Annotated in this window: 15 protein-coding genes; 3 read left to right on the top strand and 12 right to left on the bottom strand. The window is 61.0% G+C overall.

Annotated features, from left to right (window positions below):
- Nucleotides 1-237 precede the first annotated feature (237 nt).
- On the top strand, nucleotides 238-2,439 hold the full coding sequence (locus MD273_RS03770; protein ID WP_239036435.1) for a LemA family protein: 2,202 nt from the start codon (nucleotides 238-240) through the stop codon (nucleotides 2,437-2,439).
- Nucleotide 2,440: 1 nt separating this feature from the next.
- On the opposite strand, the gene MD273_RS03765 is transcribed toward MD273_RS03770, so the two are convergent.
- The 3 genes from MD273_RS03765 to MD273_RS03755 form a co-directional block, all read right to left on the bottom strand.
- On the bottom strand, nucleotides 2,441-3,139 hold the full coding sequence (locus MD273_RS03765; protein WP_239036434.1) for a crotonase/enoyl-CoA hydratase family protein: 699 nt from the start codon (nucleotides 3,137-3,139) through the stop codon (nucleotides 2,441-2,443).
- A 274-nt stretch (nucleotides 3,140-3,413) separates the two neighbouring features.
- Nucleotides 3,414-4,034 (bottom strand): fibronectin type III domain-containing protein, encoded by a 621-nt coding sequence (locus MD273_RS03760; RefSeq protein ID WP_239036433.1) that lies wholly within the window; start codon nucleotides 4,032-4,034, stop codon nucleotides 3,414-3,416.
- A 316-nt stretch (nucleotides 4,035-4,350) separates the two neighbouring features.
- Nucleotides 4,351-5,400, bottom strand: coding sequence for a mechanosensitive ion channel family protein (locus MD273_RS03755; RefSeq protein WP_239036432.1), 1,050 nt, complete (start codon nucleotides 5,398-5,400; stop codon nucleotides 4,351-4,353).
- Nucleotides 5,401-5,625: 225 nt separating this feature from the next.
- On the opposite strand from MD273_RS03755, the gene MD273_RS03750 reads away from it, so the two are divergent.
- Both MD273_RS03750 and MD273_RS03745 read left to right on the top strand, forming a co-directional pair.
- Nucleotides 5,626-6,324, top strand: a complete 699-nt coding sequence (locus tag MD273_RS03750) for a spondin domain-containing protein (RefSeq protein ID WP_239036431.1) — start codon at nucleotides 5,626-5,628, stop codon at nucleotides 6,322-6,324.
- Between the two features lie 14 nt (nucleotides 6,325-6,338).
- A complete protein-coding gene (locus tag MD273_RS03745) occupies nucleotides 6,339-7,058 on the top strand; it encodes a spondin domain-containing protein (protein WP_239036430.1) in 720 nt (239 codons plus the stop codon).
- 17 nt (nucleotides 7,059-7,075) lie between these two features.
- On the opposite strand, the gene MD273_RS03740 is transcribed toward MD273_RS03745, so the two are convergent.
- Genes MD273_RS03740 through MD273_RS03700 form a run of 9 tightly spaced genes read right to left on the bottom strand, consistent with a single transcriptional unit; the run spans nucleotide 7,076 to nucleotide 17,196 of the window.
- Nucleotides 7,076-9,646: a DUF2339 domain-containing protein gene (locus tag MD273_RS03740; RefSeq protein ID WP_239036429.1), complete on the bottom strand. Its 2,571-nt coding sequence runs from the start codon at nucleotides 9,644-9,646 to the stop codon at nucleotides 7,076-7,078.
- Between the two features lie 28 nt (nucleotides 9,647-9,674).
- Nucleotides 9,675-10,721, bottom strand: a complete 1,047-nt coding sequence (gene hypE, locus MD273_RS03735) for a hydrogenase expression/formation protein HypE (protein WP_239036428.1) — start codon at nucleotides 10,719-10,721, stop codon at nucleotides 9,675-9,677.
- Nucleotides 10,714-11,820: a hydrogenase formation protein HypD gene (hypD, locus tag MD273_RS03730; RefSeq protein ID WP_239036427.1), complete on the bottom strand. Its 1,107-nt coding sequence runs from the start codon at nucleotides 11,818-11,820 to the stop codon at nucleotides 10,714-10,716. Before hypD ends, hypE begins: the two co-directional genes overlap by 8 nt.
- Nucleotides 11,817-12,083 carry a HypC/HybG/HupF family hydrogenase formation chaperone gene (locus MD273_RS03725; RefSeq protein ID WP_239036426.1) on the bottom strand — a complete coding sequence of 89 codons (267 nt, stop codon included), beginning with the start codon at nucleotides 12,081-12,083 and terminating at the stop codon, nucleotides 11,817-11,819. The genes hypD and MD273_RS03725 overlap by 4 nt, the downstream gene beginning before the upstream one ends.
- A complete protein-coding gene (gene hypF, locus MD273_RS03720; RefSeq protein ID WP_239036425.1) occupies nucleotides 12,056-14,392 on the bottom strand; it encodes a carbamoyltransferase HypF in 2,337 nt (778 codons plus the stop codon). Before hypF ends, MD273_RS03725 begins: the two co-directional genes overlap by 28 nt.
- Nucleotides 14,389-14,670 (bottom strand): hydrogenase/urease maturation nickel metallochaperone HypA, encoded by a 282-nt coding sequence (locus tag MD273_RS03715; protein ID WP_239036424.1) that lies wholly within the window; start codon nucleotides 14,668-14,670, stop codon nucleotides 14,389-14,391. The genes hypF and MD273_RS03715 overlap by 4 nt, the downstream gene beginning before the upstream one ends.
- Nucleotides 14,663-15,142, bottom strand: a complete 480-nt coding sequence (locus tag MD273_RS03710; RefSeq protein WP_239036423.1) for a hydrogenase maturation protease — start codon at nucleotides 15,140-15,142, stop codon at nucleotides 14,663-14,665. Before MD273_RS03710 ends, MD273_RS03715 begins: the two co-directional genes overlap by 8 nt.
- A complete protein-coding gene (locus MD273_RS03705; RefSeq protein WP_239036422.1) occupies nucleotides 15,135-16,424 on the bottom strand; it encodes a Ni/Fe hydrogenase subunit alpha in 1,290 nt (429 codons plus the stop codon). Before MD273_RS03705 ends, MD273_RS03710 begins: the two co-directional genes overlap by 8 nt.
- Entirely contained in the window at nucleotides 16,414-17,196 is a 783-nt protein-coding gene (locus MD273_RS03700) for an NADH-quinone oxidoreductase subunit B family protein (protein WP_239036421.1), read from the bottom strand. Before MD273_RS03700 ends, MD273_RS03705 begins: the two co-directional genes overlap by 11 nt.
- Nucleotide 17,197 lies beyond the last annotated feature (1 nt).

Raw genomic sequence — 17,197 nt, 5'->3', positions numbered from 1 at the left:
TGCCGCACATTCGGTCGGAGCACCGTGAACCAGGGCACCTATCGCGGAAGGTCTAATGCCGTTTTTTTGACCAGCATCACGAAAAACTTTTCCCACAGATTCTGTGGATAACTTTGTTGGCAACATCAGGACAGCTGTCTGTAACCCCTTTGATGTGTGACCTCGCCGAATGTGAAGGTAATTTGATCAGGGTATACTGCCGCCTCTCCGCACTACCGAAAAAGGACTCATAACTCCATGCGGCGCATCAATATCGCCAGTGTTCCCGGCCGGATTGTCATGGCCCTGCTCGCCATTGCCTCGCTTGCCGGGACCTACCACCTGATGCAGACCGGCCTCAACCAGCTTGCCGAGGCCCGCCAGATGCAACGGCTGCCGGAAACTCCGATCGGTGCCCTGTCAGAGGGCCCCTATGTATTTGCCGGCGAGGTGCAGCAGGCAACAGGGACGGTCACAACCCCCTACTCCAATACCGAGGCCGTGTACTACCGCTACAAACTGGAAGAGGAATACCGGGATTCCGACGGTGACCTGCGCGTCCGGACCCTGGACGCCGGTGCCCGCGGGGGCAGTTTCCGGGTCAGGGACCACAGTGGAGGTGTGTTGGTGGAGCCAGGCCATGACCTGTCATCGGTTGAATGGAATATTGCCCGTTCCTATCGCAGCCGGTCCGGAAACAGAATCTACTCGGAGTGGGCCCTGCAACCTGGCGAGTCGGTCCGGATTCTCGGGCGTTACGACGGCGAAAATCAGGCTATCGGGTTCTCCGGCCTCCGGTATTTCAGCCTTCCGGCCCTGGTTTCCGACCGGTCACTGGAGACAGACAGCGGTGATCGCCTGTTCGAGGCCGCCATTCGCATTTCCATCGCCACCGGCCTGCTTGCATTGGGCCTTGCGCTGGCATTGACGGCGTTGAAGGTGCATCGATTCTGGGTGTATGTACTGGCAATGACTCTGGCTGTTACCGGAACGCTCTCGGCCCTGGGCATCGCCAAACTGAAGCAGGAGTGGTCTGCCATTGCGACGCTTTATGAGACCAGGTACGAGCAGCTCAACCGGCATGGGAATGACCCCCTGCTCCTCGCCGATGTCGCCGCTCTGCAACAGTTGATCCGCCAAAGCACCAGTGGCTGGCTGGACCGCTGGATGTTCCGGAGCCTCGCGGAGAAGCGCCTGCCCATCCCGGAACTCGACGGCCAGAGTGCCGACAGAGCCCGTCAGATCGTGGATAACGCCCCTCAGGGCCGGTACCAGCACACGGTCAAAAGCTGGGCCCTGGCGGCCGGGAGCGCGCTTCTGTCAGTTGTGTTGATTTTCCTCGCCATCCGCACGGTAAAACTCAAGCGCCTGATCGAAGCGGTCCCGACCAGCAGCACCCGGGGCCTGAGTTTCGGACTTTCCGAGCTCAAGGGCATGGTCGACGTGGATAACGCGCATCCACCGATTCGCGATCCGCTGAAGAACGAGAAATGCGTGGCCTACGATTACAAGGTCGAGGAACGCGATGGTGGCGGCAAGGATGACAAATGGCGCACCGTCGAGCATCGCGCCGAACGAGTGCCCTTCTGGCTGGAGGATCCGCACGGCAGGGTACTGGTCCACCCGGAAGGGGCGACCATCGAATACCCGAAATTCCACCAGGAAACGCGGGGAGACCGGCGTTACACGGTCAGGCTGCTGGATACTTTCGTGAACGTTTACTGCCTCGGCTTCGCCGGACTGGACCGCGAGCAGTCGGACCACCTGAGCATCCAGCGGGACGATAGCTCCCCGTTCCTGATCAGTGCCAATGAAGAGGAGGACATTGTGCTTGACCGGGGCGCCCGCGGCTTTGTCGGCATCGCCCTGAGTCTTGGCTTGTCGCTGTTTGCCGCCACTACGCTGTTCGCAGTCGATGGCACGTTCAGCCCGGACAACCTGATGATGGCCGCGCTTGCGGTGCCCCTGGTGCTGTGCGTGTACATCGGCATCCTGCACTACAACGACATCGTGTTCCTGAAAAACCGGGTAAATCGGGCACGGGCCAACATCGACACAATCCTGCAGCAGCGGCACGACCTCTGGCCCAACCTCGAAAAGGTCGTCATGGCCTCAATGGCCCATGAGAAGCAATTGCTCAAAGCCATCGCCCAGCTCAGGGCCGCCAATCCGGCAAAGATGAAGTCGCAGGCAGAGGTTGAGAAACTGATCGGGTTCGAGCAGAAAGTCACCCGGGCCATGCAGGCCCGGATCGAGAATTATCCGGATCTCAAAAACAACGAAGTGATTGGAAAGTTCATGGCCATCATGGCGGAGACCGAGAACTATCTGTCCCTGCTGCGGAACAGCTACACCGAAAGCGCGATGCTCTACAACACGCGGATCCAGTCGCTCCCCGACGTGATCCTGGCGAAGCTGTTCCGGTTCAGGGCAGCGCCCCAGTTCGTGGCCGCAGGCTGAACTAGCCCTTCAGGCCCAGGTTTTCGGCATCCTGCTGGATACACCGGTCCAGCAGCGCCAGATACTCCGCCTTGGCTTTCACCTTGGTCTCCCGGTGCGCTCGCATGTTCAGCTGCCTGAACTGGTTGGCCAGGGCATTCGCGCGCTCAAGCAACTGATCCTGGGCGACTACCTCATCCAGGAAACCGGCCTCGACCGCGCCCTCCGGGCTGTAGATTTCGGCGTTCACCACGGAACGGTAGAAGTGCGCCGGGGTCAGCCTGTGCCGGGCAATCTCGATGCCGGCATGATGCATGGTCATGCCAATCGCCACCTCGTTCAGACCAAGCTTGAAAGGACCTTCAACCCCGATGCGATGATCCACGGACAAGAGGATAAACGCGCCTTTGGCGATAGCGTGGCCACTGCAGGCACCAATGACCGGCAGGGGGAACGCTGCCAGGCGTCGGGTGAGCGAGGAACCAACCTTCACCAGGGCGGCCGCTTCCTGTGGGCCCTTCTGCATTTCCTTCAGGTCGTAGCCGGCGGAGAACACACCGGGCTGCCCGGTCAGAATCACAACGGCCTTGTCCTGTTCGGCCTGGTCCAATGCCTTGTTCAGCCCTTCGAATACCTCATGGCCCAGCGCGTTTGCCTTACCGTTACTCAGGGTAATCGTTGCGATACCGTCGTTCAGTTCATACTTAACAAGCTCGGTCACCAGCCCATCCTCTTCTTTGACTTCTGAATTAAAGTGAGTGTTCGTTAACACCTTGAATCCGATGATTGTCTGCGAGCAACGCCAGAGTTTCAATCCCGAAAGCACTGAAATTGTTAACAGGGCCACTGGAAAGTTGCCCACAAAATCTGTGGATAACGTTGTGAGCAGAGCATGGAAAGGTGGCGATAAGCGCCAGAGAATAAGGCTTGGCGGGATTTGAAGGTAATTTGACCGGTCCCGGCATAGCCATCCGGAACCGGTGCTGCGCAGAGAATCAGATGGTCTTACTGACTATCTCGGAAGGCGGGCTGATCAGACCGTTGGTATCAATGACCTGAATCGAGAAAAACCACTCGCCGGCACCGAGCTGGTCTATGGTGTATTCCATGGTGCTGGCATCGTTGATCTCGATGGTATTGCCGAGATCATTGGCGTCCTGGCCGTAGTTGATCACATAACTGTCCAGCTCGCCCATAGTCAGGCCCTCACCGTCCGTGCGGGTCGACGGTGCGACCCAGCTCAGTTTCGCCGTTCCGGTAACCGGTTCCTGAGTCGTCTCGTCAACAACAGGCTCTTCCTCAACAACCACGTCCCCACCAGAGGTATCACTGGTGGTCGAGTCATCACTGCTGCCAGCGTCGCCGGTTGAGCCGCCGACGGTGTAGCTGTCTCCGGAGGAAGCATCACCGGTATCAGTGGTATCCGTGCTGGTGGAACCCGTCGAAGAGCTATCACCGGCCACAGTATTCTCACTGCTGGTGCCCGAACTGGCCTGCTCACCACTGCTTTTGATACCGGAGTCGTAGGAACTGGTCGTATCACTGTTTCCGTCAACCGGGCCCGAGGATACATTGGAATCGCCGCCACATCCCGTGAGCACGACTCCCATAAACACTGCAGCAGTCCATGCCTTTGACGAATTGATGACGCGGTTCATAGTTAAGAAACACCAAAAAATTGTCGAATTTGTAAAATTGTATAAAACGGCGCCGATTATGAATGCATACTTCGTCGCCCTTCTAGTTACAAAATGGTCAATTTTTCGACAGGTTTTGTTAATAGAACCGGAGAGGATTGAAATCGAAAAAGAATTCAGCGGCGGGCAGGCTTACCCACAATATCTGTGGATAACTGTGTTAGTAGTACAAGGAAAGATGGCGCCAGGAGGCTTGACGCAGGCTTCCTGGCAATATGACGGAAATATGATCTGATTATTGCTCGATCAGTCTTGCCCGCACTCGGGGCAGGTGGCCGGGATAGTTATCCTGGATGAATGTCACCATCCCCTCCCGCACCGCGCACCGCAAGTCCCAGTTCCGACTGGAATCCGGCGCACTCATCAGGAACCTGACTTGCATGGCCTGTTCGTTTGAATCCGTGACCTGGACCGTGGCGACCTTACCGTCCCATTCCCTGGCTTCCTCCAGCAAACGCCGGAACTCCCGGCGCAGGGGCTCCACCGGCATGGTGTAATCCACCCAGATGAAAACCGTGCCCAGCAGGTCTGCATTGTTGCGTGACCAGTTCTGGAAAGGATTCTCGATAAACCACTGCAGCGGCACGACAAGCCTACGCAAATCCCACACCCTGAGCACCACGTAGGTGGCGGTCACCTCTTCTACCCAACACCACTCTCCCTGCACATACAGGACATCGTCAATGCGGAACGGCTGCGTCAAGGCGATCTGCAATCCGGCCAGCAAGTTACTCAGGACCGGGCGCGCGGCGAAGCCCAGAATAATACCGCCAACACCCGCGGACGCGAGCAGGCTCGCGCCCATGTGCTGGACCGACTCGAACGTCATCAGGGCTGCACCGAGACCGATGATCACAATCAGGATATTGAGACAACGCACCAGGAAACGCGTCTGGGTCTCCACTTTGCGGGCGCGTTTCCATTGCCCCTCGAGCACCGGGTTCAGTGCCACGATCACATCGCCAATTGCCGAGGTAAGGCGCACTGCCGCCCATGTCAGGGCAAGAACCAGGAGCAGGGTCGTAACATGCTGGACAGCGGCAAGCAGAGGCAGATCATCCGGCGCTGCCTTGAGCGCGCCGGTCAGAGCCAACAGGCAAAGCACCACGCCCAGTGCGCGGGCAGAGGCATCGAGGAACAGGCGCGGGACTGTTCTTGATCGGGAAAAGCGATGAATCACCGCCAGCGTCAGTCGGTAGGCTACGTAGGTTACCACCACCGTTATCAGCGCTGACGCGCCGGGCAACCACCACGCCTTCAGGCCCGCTTCCAAAGATTCCAGCACTACCGTTCTCCGCCAGGTTGTCGGTTCAACATAAAACTAGCCCATGACCCGTTGGAACGACAGGATAGCCGACGCCTGGACAAGGTCGCCGGGACGCCGGCAACAGGATCTGGACTAGACTTGTCTCAAAGACCAATCGGTGAGCAAATCGTGACACTTCCGTGATGAATAACGCCACCGCCAATGACGATACTGGAATTGAATTCCCTTGAAAGGAGTCAAACCATGAAACGCGCCGTGCTCACCCTGGCAATCGCAGCTGCGCCGCTGTTATCTCAGGCCACCGAATTTGATGTGGAAATACATAACCCGACCCGGGGCCTCTATTTCACACCACTGCTGGTGGCTGCCCACCCGGAAGACGTGTCCCTGTTCGAGACCGGCAACGCTGCCTCCAGTGAATTGCAGGCGATGGCCGAAGGCGGCAACCTCACCGGTCTGGTCAATCTGCTTAATGCAGCCGGGGCGACGATTGATGAAAACCCCGCTGCCGGCCTGCTGGCACCGGGGCAATCCGCTACCGCCACGCTCAACACCAACAACGCTGTGGCCAACACCCGGCTGACCGTCGTCGCCATGCTGCTTCCCACCAACGATGGTTTCCTTGCGCTCAGTGGTCTGGACATCCCCACCGAGCCGGGCACCTATACCTACCATCTGAACGCTTATGACGCCGGTACCGAAGCCAACGACGAGGTGCGGGGCAGCGGTGAACCCGGCCAGCCCGGCATTCCGGTTCCTCCCCCACTTGATCCGATCCTGGGAAGCAACGGCACCGGTGTGGAAAACTCGGCGGAGGGTTACGTGCATATCCACCGTGGCAACCTTGGCGACACCACCCCTGATGGCGGTGCCAGCGATATCGTCAGTACGCTGCATCGCTGGCTGAATCCGGTCGCCACTGTCACCGTGACGGTGAAGTAATCGGGAGGTGTACGATGTTTACCCGTAAACACATACTCATGCTGCCAACCCTGGCAATCCTGACCGCCGGGTGCGATTCAGACAACGGTGCCCTGCTCGGCACTGCACAGGAAGTTCAGTACCAGGTAACCATCACCAACCTGACCGCCGGGCAACCGCTGTCACCGGCCGCGATCGTGGTTCATCGCAATGGCTGGCGCGCCTTCGCACTGGGGGAGACTGCCTCGGTGGCACTGGAGAAACTGGCCGAGTCAGGAGACAACAGCGACTTCATTTCGGCAGCCGGTGCCGACCTCGATGTTGTCGCAACAAGCTCCGGCCACGACGTCATCGCCCCGGGCGCCAGCGAACAGATCGTCGCCTCTGGTCGGGCCAGTTCCACCTCGGGGCTGCAGCTCTCCTGGGCTTCAATGCCGGTAAACACCAATGATGGTCTGGCGGCAATCAATGGCATCGATATCGGCGGGCTGGCGGTCGGGCAAAGCGCAACCCACTTGGCGATCAGTTACGACGCCGGCACCGAAGCCAACACGGAGTCCGCCGATACGGTGCCCGGACCGGCCGCAAGCGGGCTTGCCGAGGGCTTCAACCCCGTCCGGAATGATGTGAGGAACGCTGTCTATATTCACCCGGGTGTCGTGACGCAGGCCGATGGCCTCTCAACCTCCACGTTGGGTGAGAGCCATCGATGGGATAATCCCATCGCGCGGATCGTTATACAGCGGTTGCAGTAAAACGTTACTCAGGGGGGCTATTCCGGCTCTGGCGTGCGATGCGTCCGGCGATACATCCACGCCAGCCCCAGCAATGCGAGCCCGAGCCCCATGAAGGCGGCCACCCGCCAGAATCCCTGCAGGCCAGCCATATCAATGAGAAAGATTTTGCCAATCACAAGACCCAGCAAGGCCATACCAGCCTTGTACAGCCTGACACTGTGGTTGACCCCGGACCAGAGAATCGCCGCGATGGCGTACAGCATTCCGACCACCGAGTAGGTGTACAGCTCTCCCTCGGAAACACCTGAGGTCAGCGCCATGTCACTGCCACGCCAGAGCTGCCGGATTTCAAGCGCAGTGAACAGGAGGAAACTCCCGGCTGCGAACCATCGTGCAACCGCCCGGGGCCCGAGGCCGGCGACCCGGCTGACGACAAGCGCAAGCAGCACCGGACCGCCATAGGCCGGCAGCAGCATATTGAACACCGGGGTGGCAGCAATGACACTTTTTCCCAGCCATGGGTTATGCACGCTGATGATAGCAAGGTAACTGAGGCAGGACAGACCAAGCAGTACTCTCGAGAACAGGCGGTAGAGCCAGGCCAGTGATTCACTTGCCCTGGCACGGTACAGGTAGGTCAGGCTCAGAGCCCCCCAGAGCAAGGTATTAATGGTAGCTTCTGACAGGCTGTATTCACGGGCAAAGATATCTCCATCGTACAGCCAGTATCTCAACTCCGTACCGAGGAACAAAACCAGCAGATGCAGGGTGGCCGCCTCGAGCCACGGCCGGATCCCATGGTTTTTATCGGCGATCCGGCTGGCGACGGCAGGGGCCACCGTTGCGCCGCCATAGGTCCAGAGCGACCAATGGACGCTGGCATCGTAGCCCTGTAACCATGGATTGAAGGTCAGCCGCGCTACCACCAGTGCCAGGGCCAGTTTCAGAAGCACGTACAGCTCGGGCATCTGAAAACGGCGCGCCAACCAGGTGAGCGTGACGAACTGGGCCGCCAGCGCCAGGGTCAGTGACGCCTCGCGAAACATCATCACTGCGGCAAGGGAATAGCTGATGTGGGCCGCCAATACAGCCCAGACTACTCCGGTCCGATAGCGCTCCAGTCTCTCCATCTGCCAGGCCAGAACCCCGTACAGGCCGCCCAGGATCAGCGTACCTGTGGCCCATACCGATGTTCTCTCGTAACCATGCAGGAGCAGCCAACCCAGGGTCAGCCAGACCAACGGTGCGAGCAGCATCAACGAAACCCAACGCCTCTGGCCGGGATTACGGACCCATTGCCAAAGCGCCGGGGCAACCGTGAGGATCGCCGCTGCTATCAGGTAGGTGACAAACCCCGCGCGTTGCCCGGCCGGAAACTGAACCAGAAAAACCGTGTCATCACTGGTGCGGCTCATGTAGACCAGCCAGCCGGCGGCGCTGGCCAATACGGCGCCCCAGGGCACGAACCAGAGGGCCCCACGGCTCTGGGGGATCAGCGCGGCCAGCGGCACAATCAACAGCCAGGCCCAGAAAAACGGAGTATCCGCCGGCTGACTCGCAAGGGAGATGGCCCAGAGTGCGAGCAAGGGCAGAAACGCCTGGCGTATACGCGAGGCATCCTGCTGAACTTTGCCTGGCAGGATCGCAAAAGCCAGAAGCAGCCCGGCCAGGTAGCAGGCCGTCGACACCCCGGCCGGAGCGGCAGAGCTGGTCATCAGCCACCACAACAAAGCACCGGCGAGCGTCGCATACCAGAGCCAATCCCGGAAGACAAAACGCATCAGCAGCAGGGAACTCAGGGTGACAAGGAAGCTGTAGGACAACACGAAGGCAACGCTGCCATCCTCACCGCCAATAAGAATGGGCACCAGATAGGCGCCACTCAATCCCATGATCGCCAGCAAAGGCCCGTGCACCAGTGCCATCACCATGGTCCCCAGGGAGACACCTGCCAGTCCGACCAGCCCGGTCGTGGAACTGATCAATCCGTAATGGTGGACACCGGCGAGCAACGCCGCATACAAGGTGATGCTCCCACCCCCGGCCAGCGCCGCAAAAACCTCACCCACGCCCCGCTGCCGGCGCCGGAGGAACTCGGCAGCTCCGTGCAACAAAAGGCCGCTGGCCAGTGCAAGCACCAGTTGCTGGACGGGACCTATCAGGCCGGCACTGATCGAGTGACTGACCATGAAAATGCCCGCAAGGCCGACACTCAGACCACCCAGCCAGACCATCCAGTTCTGCTTCAGGGCCTGGAACAGGCGCGAAGGGGGACGGCCTTCCACAGACGCTTCGGCCTGCCAGAGCGCCCGATCCGACAATTCCTCCGCCACTGGCACAACCTCCGCTGCTTCGGGGGTCGTCTTTTCCGGGGTGGCGGGCTGTAGGTCGGGCGCCGGGGGGCGGTCTTCCTTTACCGGGGCCTCACTTTCGGATCGATACCTGAGGGCGGCAACCTCACCCCGCAGATGGGCAATATCCCGCTCCAGTTCCTCAATACGGGAGGCCTGGGCACTACGCTGCCGAAAAGCAAGCAAGCCGAGGATGGAACCGACAGGGATGAACAGAAAAAACCCCATCGCCAGGATGATCAGCAATACCTCCAAGCCCTTCTCCTTTTTCGGCCTGCGCGCTTCAGCAGATGCGCGGCAACTGCTCCCCGGACAGTCGGTCCACGATCCGGGATCCACCAATCATACTTGAAGCGGTAACCACCCCCGGTGTCCCTTTCACAAAATGGCCAATTTCTCTGGCCGATTCGCTTACCGGATGCCTTTTGAGAATATCCATTGCTTGCCCCACGTGTTCTGCGGCCACAACGGCGATGAAGCGACCTTCGTTGGCCACGTGAAGTGGGTCCAGGCCCAGCAGCTCGCAAACCGCCGACACGTCCTCCCGCACGGGGATGTCCGCCTCGCGGATGTGCGCTTCAAGCCCGGCAGTCTCAGCGATCTCCACCAGGGCGCTGGCCAGGCCACCCCGGGTAAGATCACGCAGACAATGCACGGCGATGCCCGCCTCGAGCAAAGCCCGGACCGGCGATACCACCGACGCGCAATCGCTCTCGATCGCCGATTCCAGATCCAGTTTTTCACGGGCGGCCATGACAGCAACCCCGTGACGGCCAAGATCGCCACTGAGCAGGATACGGTCACGTTCCTGTACCCGGCCCGGCCCCACCGGTTGCGGGGCCAGTACCCGGCCGACTCCGGCAGTGTTGATGTACAAGCCATCGGCCTTACCCCGCTCCACCACCTTGAGATCGCCGGTCACTATCCGCACCTTCTCTTCCCGTGCGGCCGCCGCCATGGAGTCCACGACCTGGCGCAGGGTAGAGACCGGCAGCCCTTCCTCGAGAATAAAGCCGGCGCTCAGGTATTGCGGCTCCGCCCCACACATGGCGAGATCGTTCACGGTGCCATGAACCGCCATGGCTCCGATGTCAGCACCCGGAAAGAAAAGGGGCCGGACCACGTAGGAATCGGTGGTGAAGGCCATGGCACCGGACATGTCGAACACAGCCCCATCGTGTTGCTGCTCCAGCCAGGGGTTATCGAAGGCCGGGCGGAACACATCCTCAAGCAACTGGGCCATTGCCCGACCCCCGCCACCATGGGCCAACCGGATAATCGTATGATCCTCCCGGATCACAGGGCAATGATCGTCTCTGGCGTCACTCACGCGTTGAACCTCCGGCTTGTCGTCGATAACGGAAATAGGCGGCACAGGCCCCCTCCTCCGACACCATGGTCACCCCCAGGGAGTGTTCCGGGGTGCAACGGGTGCCGAAGGCGGGGCATTGGTCGGGCCGGGTTTCGCCCCGCAGCACCGAACCACTCAGGCATTCCCCCTGATGCTCATTCTCATCCCGGACTGCACCAAAGCGGGTCTCGGCATCAAGACTCCGATAGGCGGGAGCCAAACCCAGTCCACTTTCCGGGATATGCCCCATGCCCCGCCATTGCCTTGGCACAACCTGGAACACAGCCTCCATCACCTGCTGGGCCATCCGGTTGCCGGGGCGGGACACGGCCCGGCTGTACTGGTTCTCCACACTGCTCTCTCCATGCTCCAGCTGCCGCACACAGCGGTAGACGCCTTCGAGAATATCCAGCGGCTCGAATCCGGTCACCACGATCGGCACCCGATGCCGGCGTGCAATCAGCTCGTACTCCTCGTAGCCGGTGATGGCACAGACGTGTCCGGCAGCCAGGAAACCATCGATGCGGTTACCCGGGCGTTCCAGCAAGCTGCGCACCGCCGGTGGAACCAGCACCTGGGAAACCAGCACGGAGAAATTCCCAAGCCCTTCCCGCTCTGCCTGGTAAACCGCCATGGCGTTGGCCGGGGCGGTGGTTTCGAATCCTACTGCAAAGAAAACCACTTCGTGGCCGGGATTCTCCCGAGCCACCGTCAGCGCCTCGAGCGGCGAATAAACCACACGGACATCCGCTCCCCGCGCCCGCGCCGCGGACAGATCCGAGTTTGTTCCGGGCACTCGCAGCATATCGCCAAAGGTGCAGAGGATAGCCCCGGGGAGGCTGGCAATTGCCAGGGCCTTGTCAATATAGGCGATGGGGGTGACACAGACCGGGCAACCGGGGCCATGGATGAGGGAAACCGATTCCGGCAGCAGCTGATCAATGCCGAAGCGCACGATGGCATGGGTCTGTCCACCGCAGACCTCCATCAACGTCCAGGGACGCGTGGTGATGCGGGCAATGGCGTCGGCATAGGCCCGGGCAGCGTCGGGTGTGCGGTATTCATCTCGATACTTCATCGGGCCGCCGGTCCCCCTGTTGTCGACTCGTCCATCTCCTGCTCCAATGTTTCGAGATACTCGAAAACACGTTCGGCCTCGCGCGGGTCCACGACCGTGATCGCAAACCCGACATGCACCAGGACATAGTCATCCTCTTGCGCATCCGGCACATAAGCCAGATTCACGGATTTCACGACACCGCCAAAATCGACCCGGCCCTGGCGGGTTAGCGGGTCGTCACCCTCAATACTGATCAGTCGTCCCGGCACGGCCAGGCACATGGCGCCTCCTTATCCCTGTAGAGCCCTGATGCCCAGGCCATTTGACCCAGCGCCAACCCGCCATCGTTAGGCGGTATCCTGCGCGGCCAGAACACCTGGAAACCGGCTCGCTCCAGGGCGTCTACAGAAGATTCCAACAGGCAGGCGTTCTGGAAACACCCGCCGCCCAACACAACGCGCGACAACCCGGTCTGTCTCGCAACGCTTACAATGACATTGGCCAGCCCCTGATGGAACGCCGAGGAGAGCCGGGAAACCGGCTTTCCGTCCTGAATGTCCGCCAACAGCTGGTATATGGCCGGAGCCCAGTCAATAACCCGGGGGCCAGCGGCCGCCGGGCTCGAGACCGCGAATTCGTAAGCCGGGACCTCCGCCCGGGAATCACGGATCGCCTCAAGTTCGCCGGCGGCCTGCCCCTCATAACTGGCCTTCAGGCACACGCCGGTTAACGCCGCAACGGCATCGAACAGGCGGCCGATACTCGAGGTTTTCGGAGCGTTCAGCTCCGTCCTGAGTGCCTGAAGCAGCAGCTTTCGCTCCGCTCGGGTAAAACAGCCGACCGCAGCCAATGTTTCCCACTCCGTCATTTGCTCGCCGACCAGCTCGTATAATAGCCCGAAGGCCGAGCGACGGGGCTCCCGCATCGCCGCTTCGCCGCCCGGCAAACGGAACGGGCGAAGGTGGGCCACACGCTCGTATCCCTCCGCATCCAGGCGCAGGAATTCTCCGCCCCACAGGGTCCGGTCATCCCCCAGGCCACTGCCATCCCAGGCTATCCCGAGCACCGCTCCTTCAATACCGTGCTCGGCCATGACGGCCGAAACGTGAGCCACATGGTGTTGCACGGCGAATGACTCCCCGGCCCGGGCCTTTGCTTCCTGTGTGGTGAAGTAATCCGGGTGAGCGTCGTGAGCCCAACGCCGGGGACGGGTTGCGAACAATGTCTGAAGGTTGTCCACCGCATGACCGAAGCCCTTCCGGCTCAGGGCATTGTCCATATCGCCCAGATGCTGGCTGACCACTACGCCGGCTTCGGTACTCAGAGCAACCGTGGTTTTCAGGTGGCCACCGGACGCCCCCCAGCCCGCGGGCAGCCGTCGGGGCAAGGCAAGATTCGGGGAATAGCCACGGGCCCGTCGGAGAATCTGTGCATGCCCGGCCACGACCCGGGCGACAGAATCGTCCAGCGGCCGCAGGATGGGGCGGTTGTGCACCAGGAATCCATCGGCGATCGTGCCCAGGCGAACCAGCGCCTCACGGTCATCGATTGCGATCGGCTCGCCACTGAGGTTGCCGCTGGTGGCAACCACCGGGAACCCCAGATCCCCGAGCAACAGATCATGCAGCGGCGTGCAGGGCAGCATCACTCCCAGCTCCGCCCGCCCGGGTGCAACGTTGGCGGCCAGGCCATGGTCTGGAGCGTGAACGAGGACAATGGGCCGCTCCGGACCGGTGAGCAACTCACGCTCCGCCTCCGAAACCGGGCACGCCTGCCTGAGGGACTCCACGGAACCGAACATGATCGCCAATGGTTTGTCGGGCCGCCCTTTTCGCTCCCGCAATAACCGGATTGCGCGAGTGTTTCGTGCATCCGCGAGCAGCTGAAATCCACCCAGCCCCTTCAAGGCAATGATCTGGCCCTCCCTCAGGCGATTGGCGACTTCGGCCAGTGCAGGCTCACCCTGTGCCAGCACTGCACCATCGCGTTGCCAGAATTCGATATGGGGACCGCAATCCGGGCAGGCATTGGGCTCGGCGTGAAAACGCCGGCTGGCCGGATCCAGGTATTCGGCCCGGCACCGGGCACACATTTGAAAACGCCTCATTGCCGTACGCGCCCGATCGTATGGCAATGCCTCGATCAGGCTGTAGCGGGGACCGCAGTCTGTACAGTTGATGAAGGGATACCGGTAACGCCGGTTGGCCGGATCGTGCAGTTCTTCCGTGCACTGTGTGCAGGGGGCCAGGTCGGCAGGCAATCTTGTGGTAGCGCCCCCCTGCGCCTGACTCTGGCGTATGCTGAAAGCGCGGAAGACCGGGTACCGGGGCACTGGTTCGACACGAACCGCATCCACGCGCGCATTCACCGGGGCACAGAATTCAAGTGCGGAGACCAGTTTCCGCAAGGCCTCAGGATGTCCCTCAGCCTCAATCACGACGCCTTCGGACGCGTTCCCCACCCATCCCGTCAGCCCTAGACCCGTCGCCTGACGATAGACAAATGGCCGGAACCCCACGCCCTGTACCAGACCATGCACGCGAATATGCCAACGGACCCGCGTCGCCCTGCCCCGGCGGCCGTCGCTCATGGCGCTGACTCATCCTCCGTCTCCAGCTCCAGACTCGTTAACAGCACATCCTGGGCATTGGGATGGTTGATATCGTCAGACGTCTCGATCTGAAGTCGGGCGTGGTCGGCACAGGTACCGGCCGCTTCCTGGCGGAAGTGTTCGGTGAAATGCTCGGGCGACATATGGCACAGCGCCCCTAACCACACGGCAACCTGCACCACCTTGTCTGCCTGTTCCTCCGCGCATAACTTCTCGACCCGATGGACCAGATTCCTGACCAGCGCCGTTTCATGCATGAACATACTCCTGTCTGATACTGTCAATCACTGCCTGAACCACCCCGGGGACGGCACTTGCAACCGGCTCTGTGAGCTCTTCGCCCGCCTCGAAGCTGACCGCCTCTACCGCAAACACCCGGCATACTGGTGGCAGTACATCGAGCGCCCGCGCCAGTTCAATCGCTTCGGATAGCCCGAGCGCATGGGACGAGAACGCGCCGCCCATAGCCGGCAAGGGCGAGCCGCTGGCGTCGAACACCCTGAGGCAGCCGGGCTCCAGGCCCATAACCGCAGCATCGACCAGGTACACAGCAGCGGCATCGGTCATCAGATCCACTAGGCCGGCGACCTCTCCGCTGTGTTCCAGCGCACTGACGTGCTCCGGCAGACGGTCCTGAAAAGCATCCACCACCCGCGGACCAAAGGCATCGTCGCCCCGGTCCCGATTGCCGATACCGATGATCCTGACAGGGCCGGAAACATCACTCATGGCGGACATCCAGTTTGAGAAAATGGGTTGCACAGGAGATGCAGGGGTCATAGTTTCGGATCGTCTGCTCGCAACGTTCCCTGAGGGCATCCTCCGGCAAGTCGAGCCAGTCACCGACCAACTCCTTCAGGTCCGCCTCGATACTTGGCTGGTTCTGCGCCGTGGGCGGCACGATCTGCGCCTCGAGGATGCTGCCGTCATCATCCAGCCGGTAACGGTGAAACAGCAGTCCCCGGGGGGCCTCGGTGCAACCGAAGCCCACCGACGACCGGGGCTCGGCCTGCTCGAACGGCGAGTCAGGCTCCTGGTATTCTGCGATCACACGCAGGGCCTCATCGCAGGCATACACCACCTCGATGCTGCGCACCACAATGCTCTGGAACGGGTTATTGCAGCGTTTACCAAGGCCGGCCTCTTTGGCGGCCTCCCGGGCCAGGGGGGAAAGCTGGTCATGATTGAGGCTGTAGCGGGCCAGGGGACCGACCAGATAACAGTCGTGCTCGCGCAGGTGGGAGTGCAGGGCCGTGGAGCGCTGTACGTGGGACTCCACAAAGTGCTTGTTGTAGTCCGCTACAGCGATATCCAGCCCGCGACTGGAAATGATCCGCCCGGTGTTCATTGCATACTCGTCCGGATGGTGCAGTGCGACCAGGTGGTAGTCCCGTCCGGCCTCCGGCATATCCAGTCCGGCGGTCCAGCGCACGGTGGCCAGAGCGTCCTCACGAGCCTGCTTCAGGGTTTCAGCGAGCGGCTCCAGCTCCTTGCGGGTGGGCGTTCGATAAAAGCCTCCCACACGCACGTTGATGGGATGAATCTCACGGCCACCGACCACCGTCATGATGGTGTTGCCGGCCTTTTTCAGGGCCAGCCCCCGTTTGACAATTTCGGGGTGATCCCTGGCCATGTCCACCGCCCCGGCGTACCCCAGAAAATCCGGCGCGTGCAACATGTAAATGTGCAGGGCGTGGCTTTCAATCCATTCCCCGCAGTACAGCAACCGTCGCAGTGCCCGTAACTGGCCGTTCACCTCGATGCCCAGGGCATCTTCCATCGCATGGACCGAGCTCATCTGATAGGCCACCGGGCAGATGCCGCAGATTCTTGCCGTCACGTCGGGGGCCTCTGCATAGTCGCGCCCACGCAGGAACGCTTCGAAAAACCGCGGCGGTTCAAAAATACGCAATTCCGCATCGCGCACCTTTCCATCCCGGACGGTCACATTCAGGGCACCCTCACCCTCGACCCGAGCCAGGTAATCCACCTTGATGGTCTTACGACTCATGACGCTCACTCTCCTCGCGGAACGGTTCGGCCCAGGCGTTGAAGGTGCGGTAAAAACGCAACCGCTCGGCCCTGCCCATACCCAGCTGATCCAGGCGCTCGCTCAGGGCCAGCGCGTTGGGATTCTCCTTGGGCCCGTAACAACCGTAACACCCCCGGTTATAGGACGGACACAGTGCATTACAGCCGCTGTGGGTCATCGGCCCCAGACAGGGTGTTCCATGAGCCACCATCACGCAGACATTACCCCGAAGCTTGCAATCCAGGCAGACACTATGGGCCGGTGTGACCGGTTGCCGCCCGCACAGATAGGCAGACACCACCTCCAGTAACTGCTGTTTGCTGATGGGGCAGCCACGCAGTTCAAAGTCCACCGTCACATGGTCAGCGATGGGGGTGGAGGTAGACAGGGTCTCGATATACTCAGGGTGCGCGTAGACAGCCGCCATGAAGTCATCGATATCGGCAAAATTGCGTAACGCCTGGATACCCCCGGCGGTGGCACAGGCCCCGATGGTCACCAGTGTCCGCGAGCGCCGACGCACGTCCCGGATGCGCTCGGCATCGTGGGGGGTGGTGATCGAACCTTCCACCAGGGCCAGATCGTAGGTGCCACGGACTTCGCTTCTCGTTGCCTCTGGAAAATAGGCAATATCGACCGCCCCGGCGACCCGCAGCAACTCGTCTTCACAATCCAGCAGGCTCAGCTGGCAGCCATCGCACGAGGCAAACTTCCAGACACCGAGACGTGGTTTGGGATCCGAGCGCGCCATA

This window comes from Marinobacter sp. C7 (genome assembly GCF_022343555.1).
In the GTDB taxonomy this organism is placed as follows: Bacteria; Pseudomonadota; Gammaproteobacteria; order Pseudomonadales; family Oleiphilaceae; genus Marinobacter.
The sequence above is the reverse complement of the archived record's forward strand: the minus strand, read 5'-3'. Positions and strand labels throughout refer to the sequence as shown.

Coding starts and splice junctions, on each gene's coding strand:
- MD273_RS03770 (WP_239036435.1), top strand. CDS start 238: ATGCGGCGCATCAATATCGCCAGTGTTCCCGGCCGGATTGTCATGGCC.
- MD273_RS03750 (WP_239036431.1), top strand. CDS start 5,626: ATGAAACGCGCCGTGCTCACCCTGGCAATCGCAGCTGCGCCGCTGTTA.
- MD273_RS03745 (WP_239036430.1), top strand. CDS start 6,339: ATGTTTACCCGTAAACACATACTCATGCTGCCAACCCTGGCAATCCTG.
- hypD (WP_239036427.1), bottom strand. CDS start 11,820: ATGAAGTATCGAGATGAATACCGCACACCCGACGCTGCCCGGGCCTAT.
- MD273_RS03725 (WP_239036426.1), bottom strand. CDS start 12,083: ATGTGCCTGGCCGTGCCGGGACGACTGATCAGTATTGAGGGTGACGAC.
- hypF (WP_239036425.1), bottom strand. CDS start 14,392: ATGAGCGACGGCCGCCGGGGCAGGGCGACGCGGGTCCGTTGGCATATT.
- MD273_RS03715 (WP_239036424.1), bottom strand. CDS start 14,670: ATGCATGAAACGGCGCTGGTCAGGAATCTGGTCCATCGGGTCGAGAAG.
- MD273_RS03710 (WP_239036423.1), bottom strand. CDS start 15,142: ATGAGTGATGTTTCCGGCCCTGTCAGGATCATCGGTATCGGCAATCGG.
- MD273_RS03705 (WP_239036422.1), bottom strand. CDS start 16,424: ATGAGTCGTAAGACCATCAAGGTGGATTACCTGGCTCGGGTCGAGGGT.
- MD273_RS03700 (WP_239036421.1), bottom strand. CDS start 17,196: ATGGCGCGCTCGGATCCCAAACCACGTCTCGGTGTCTGGAAGTTTGCC.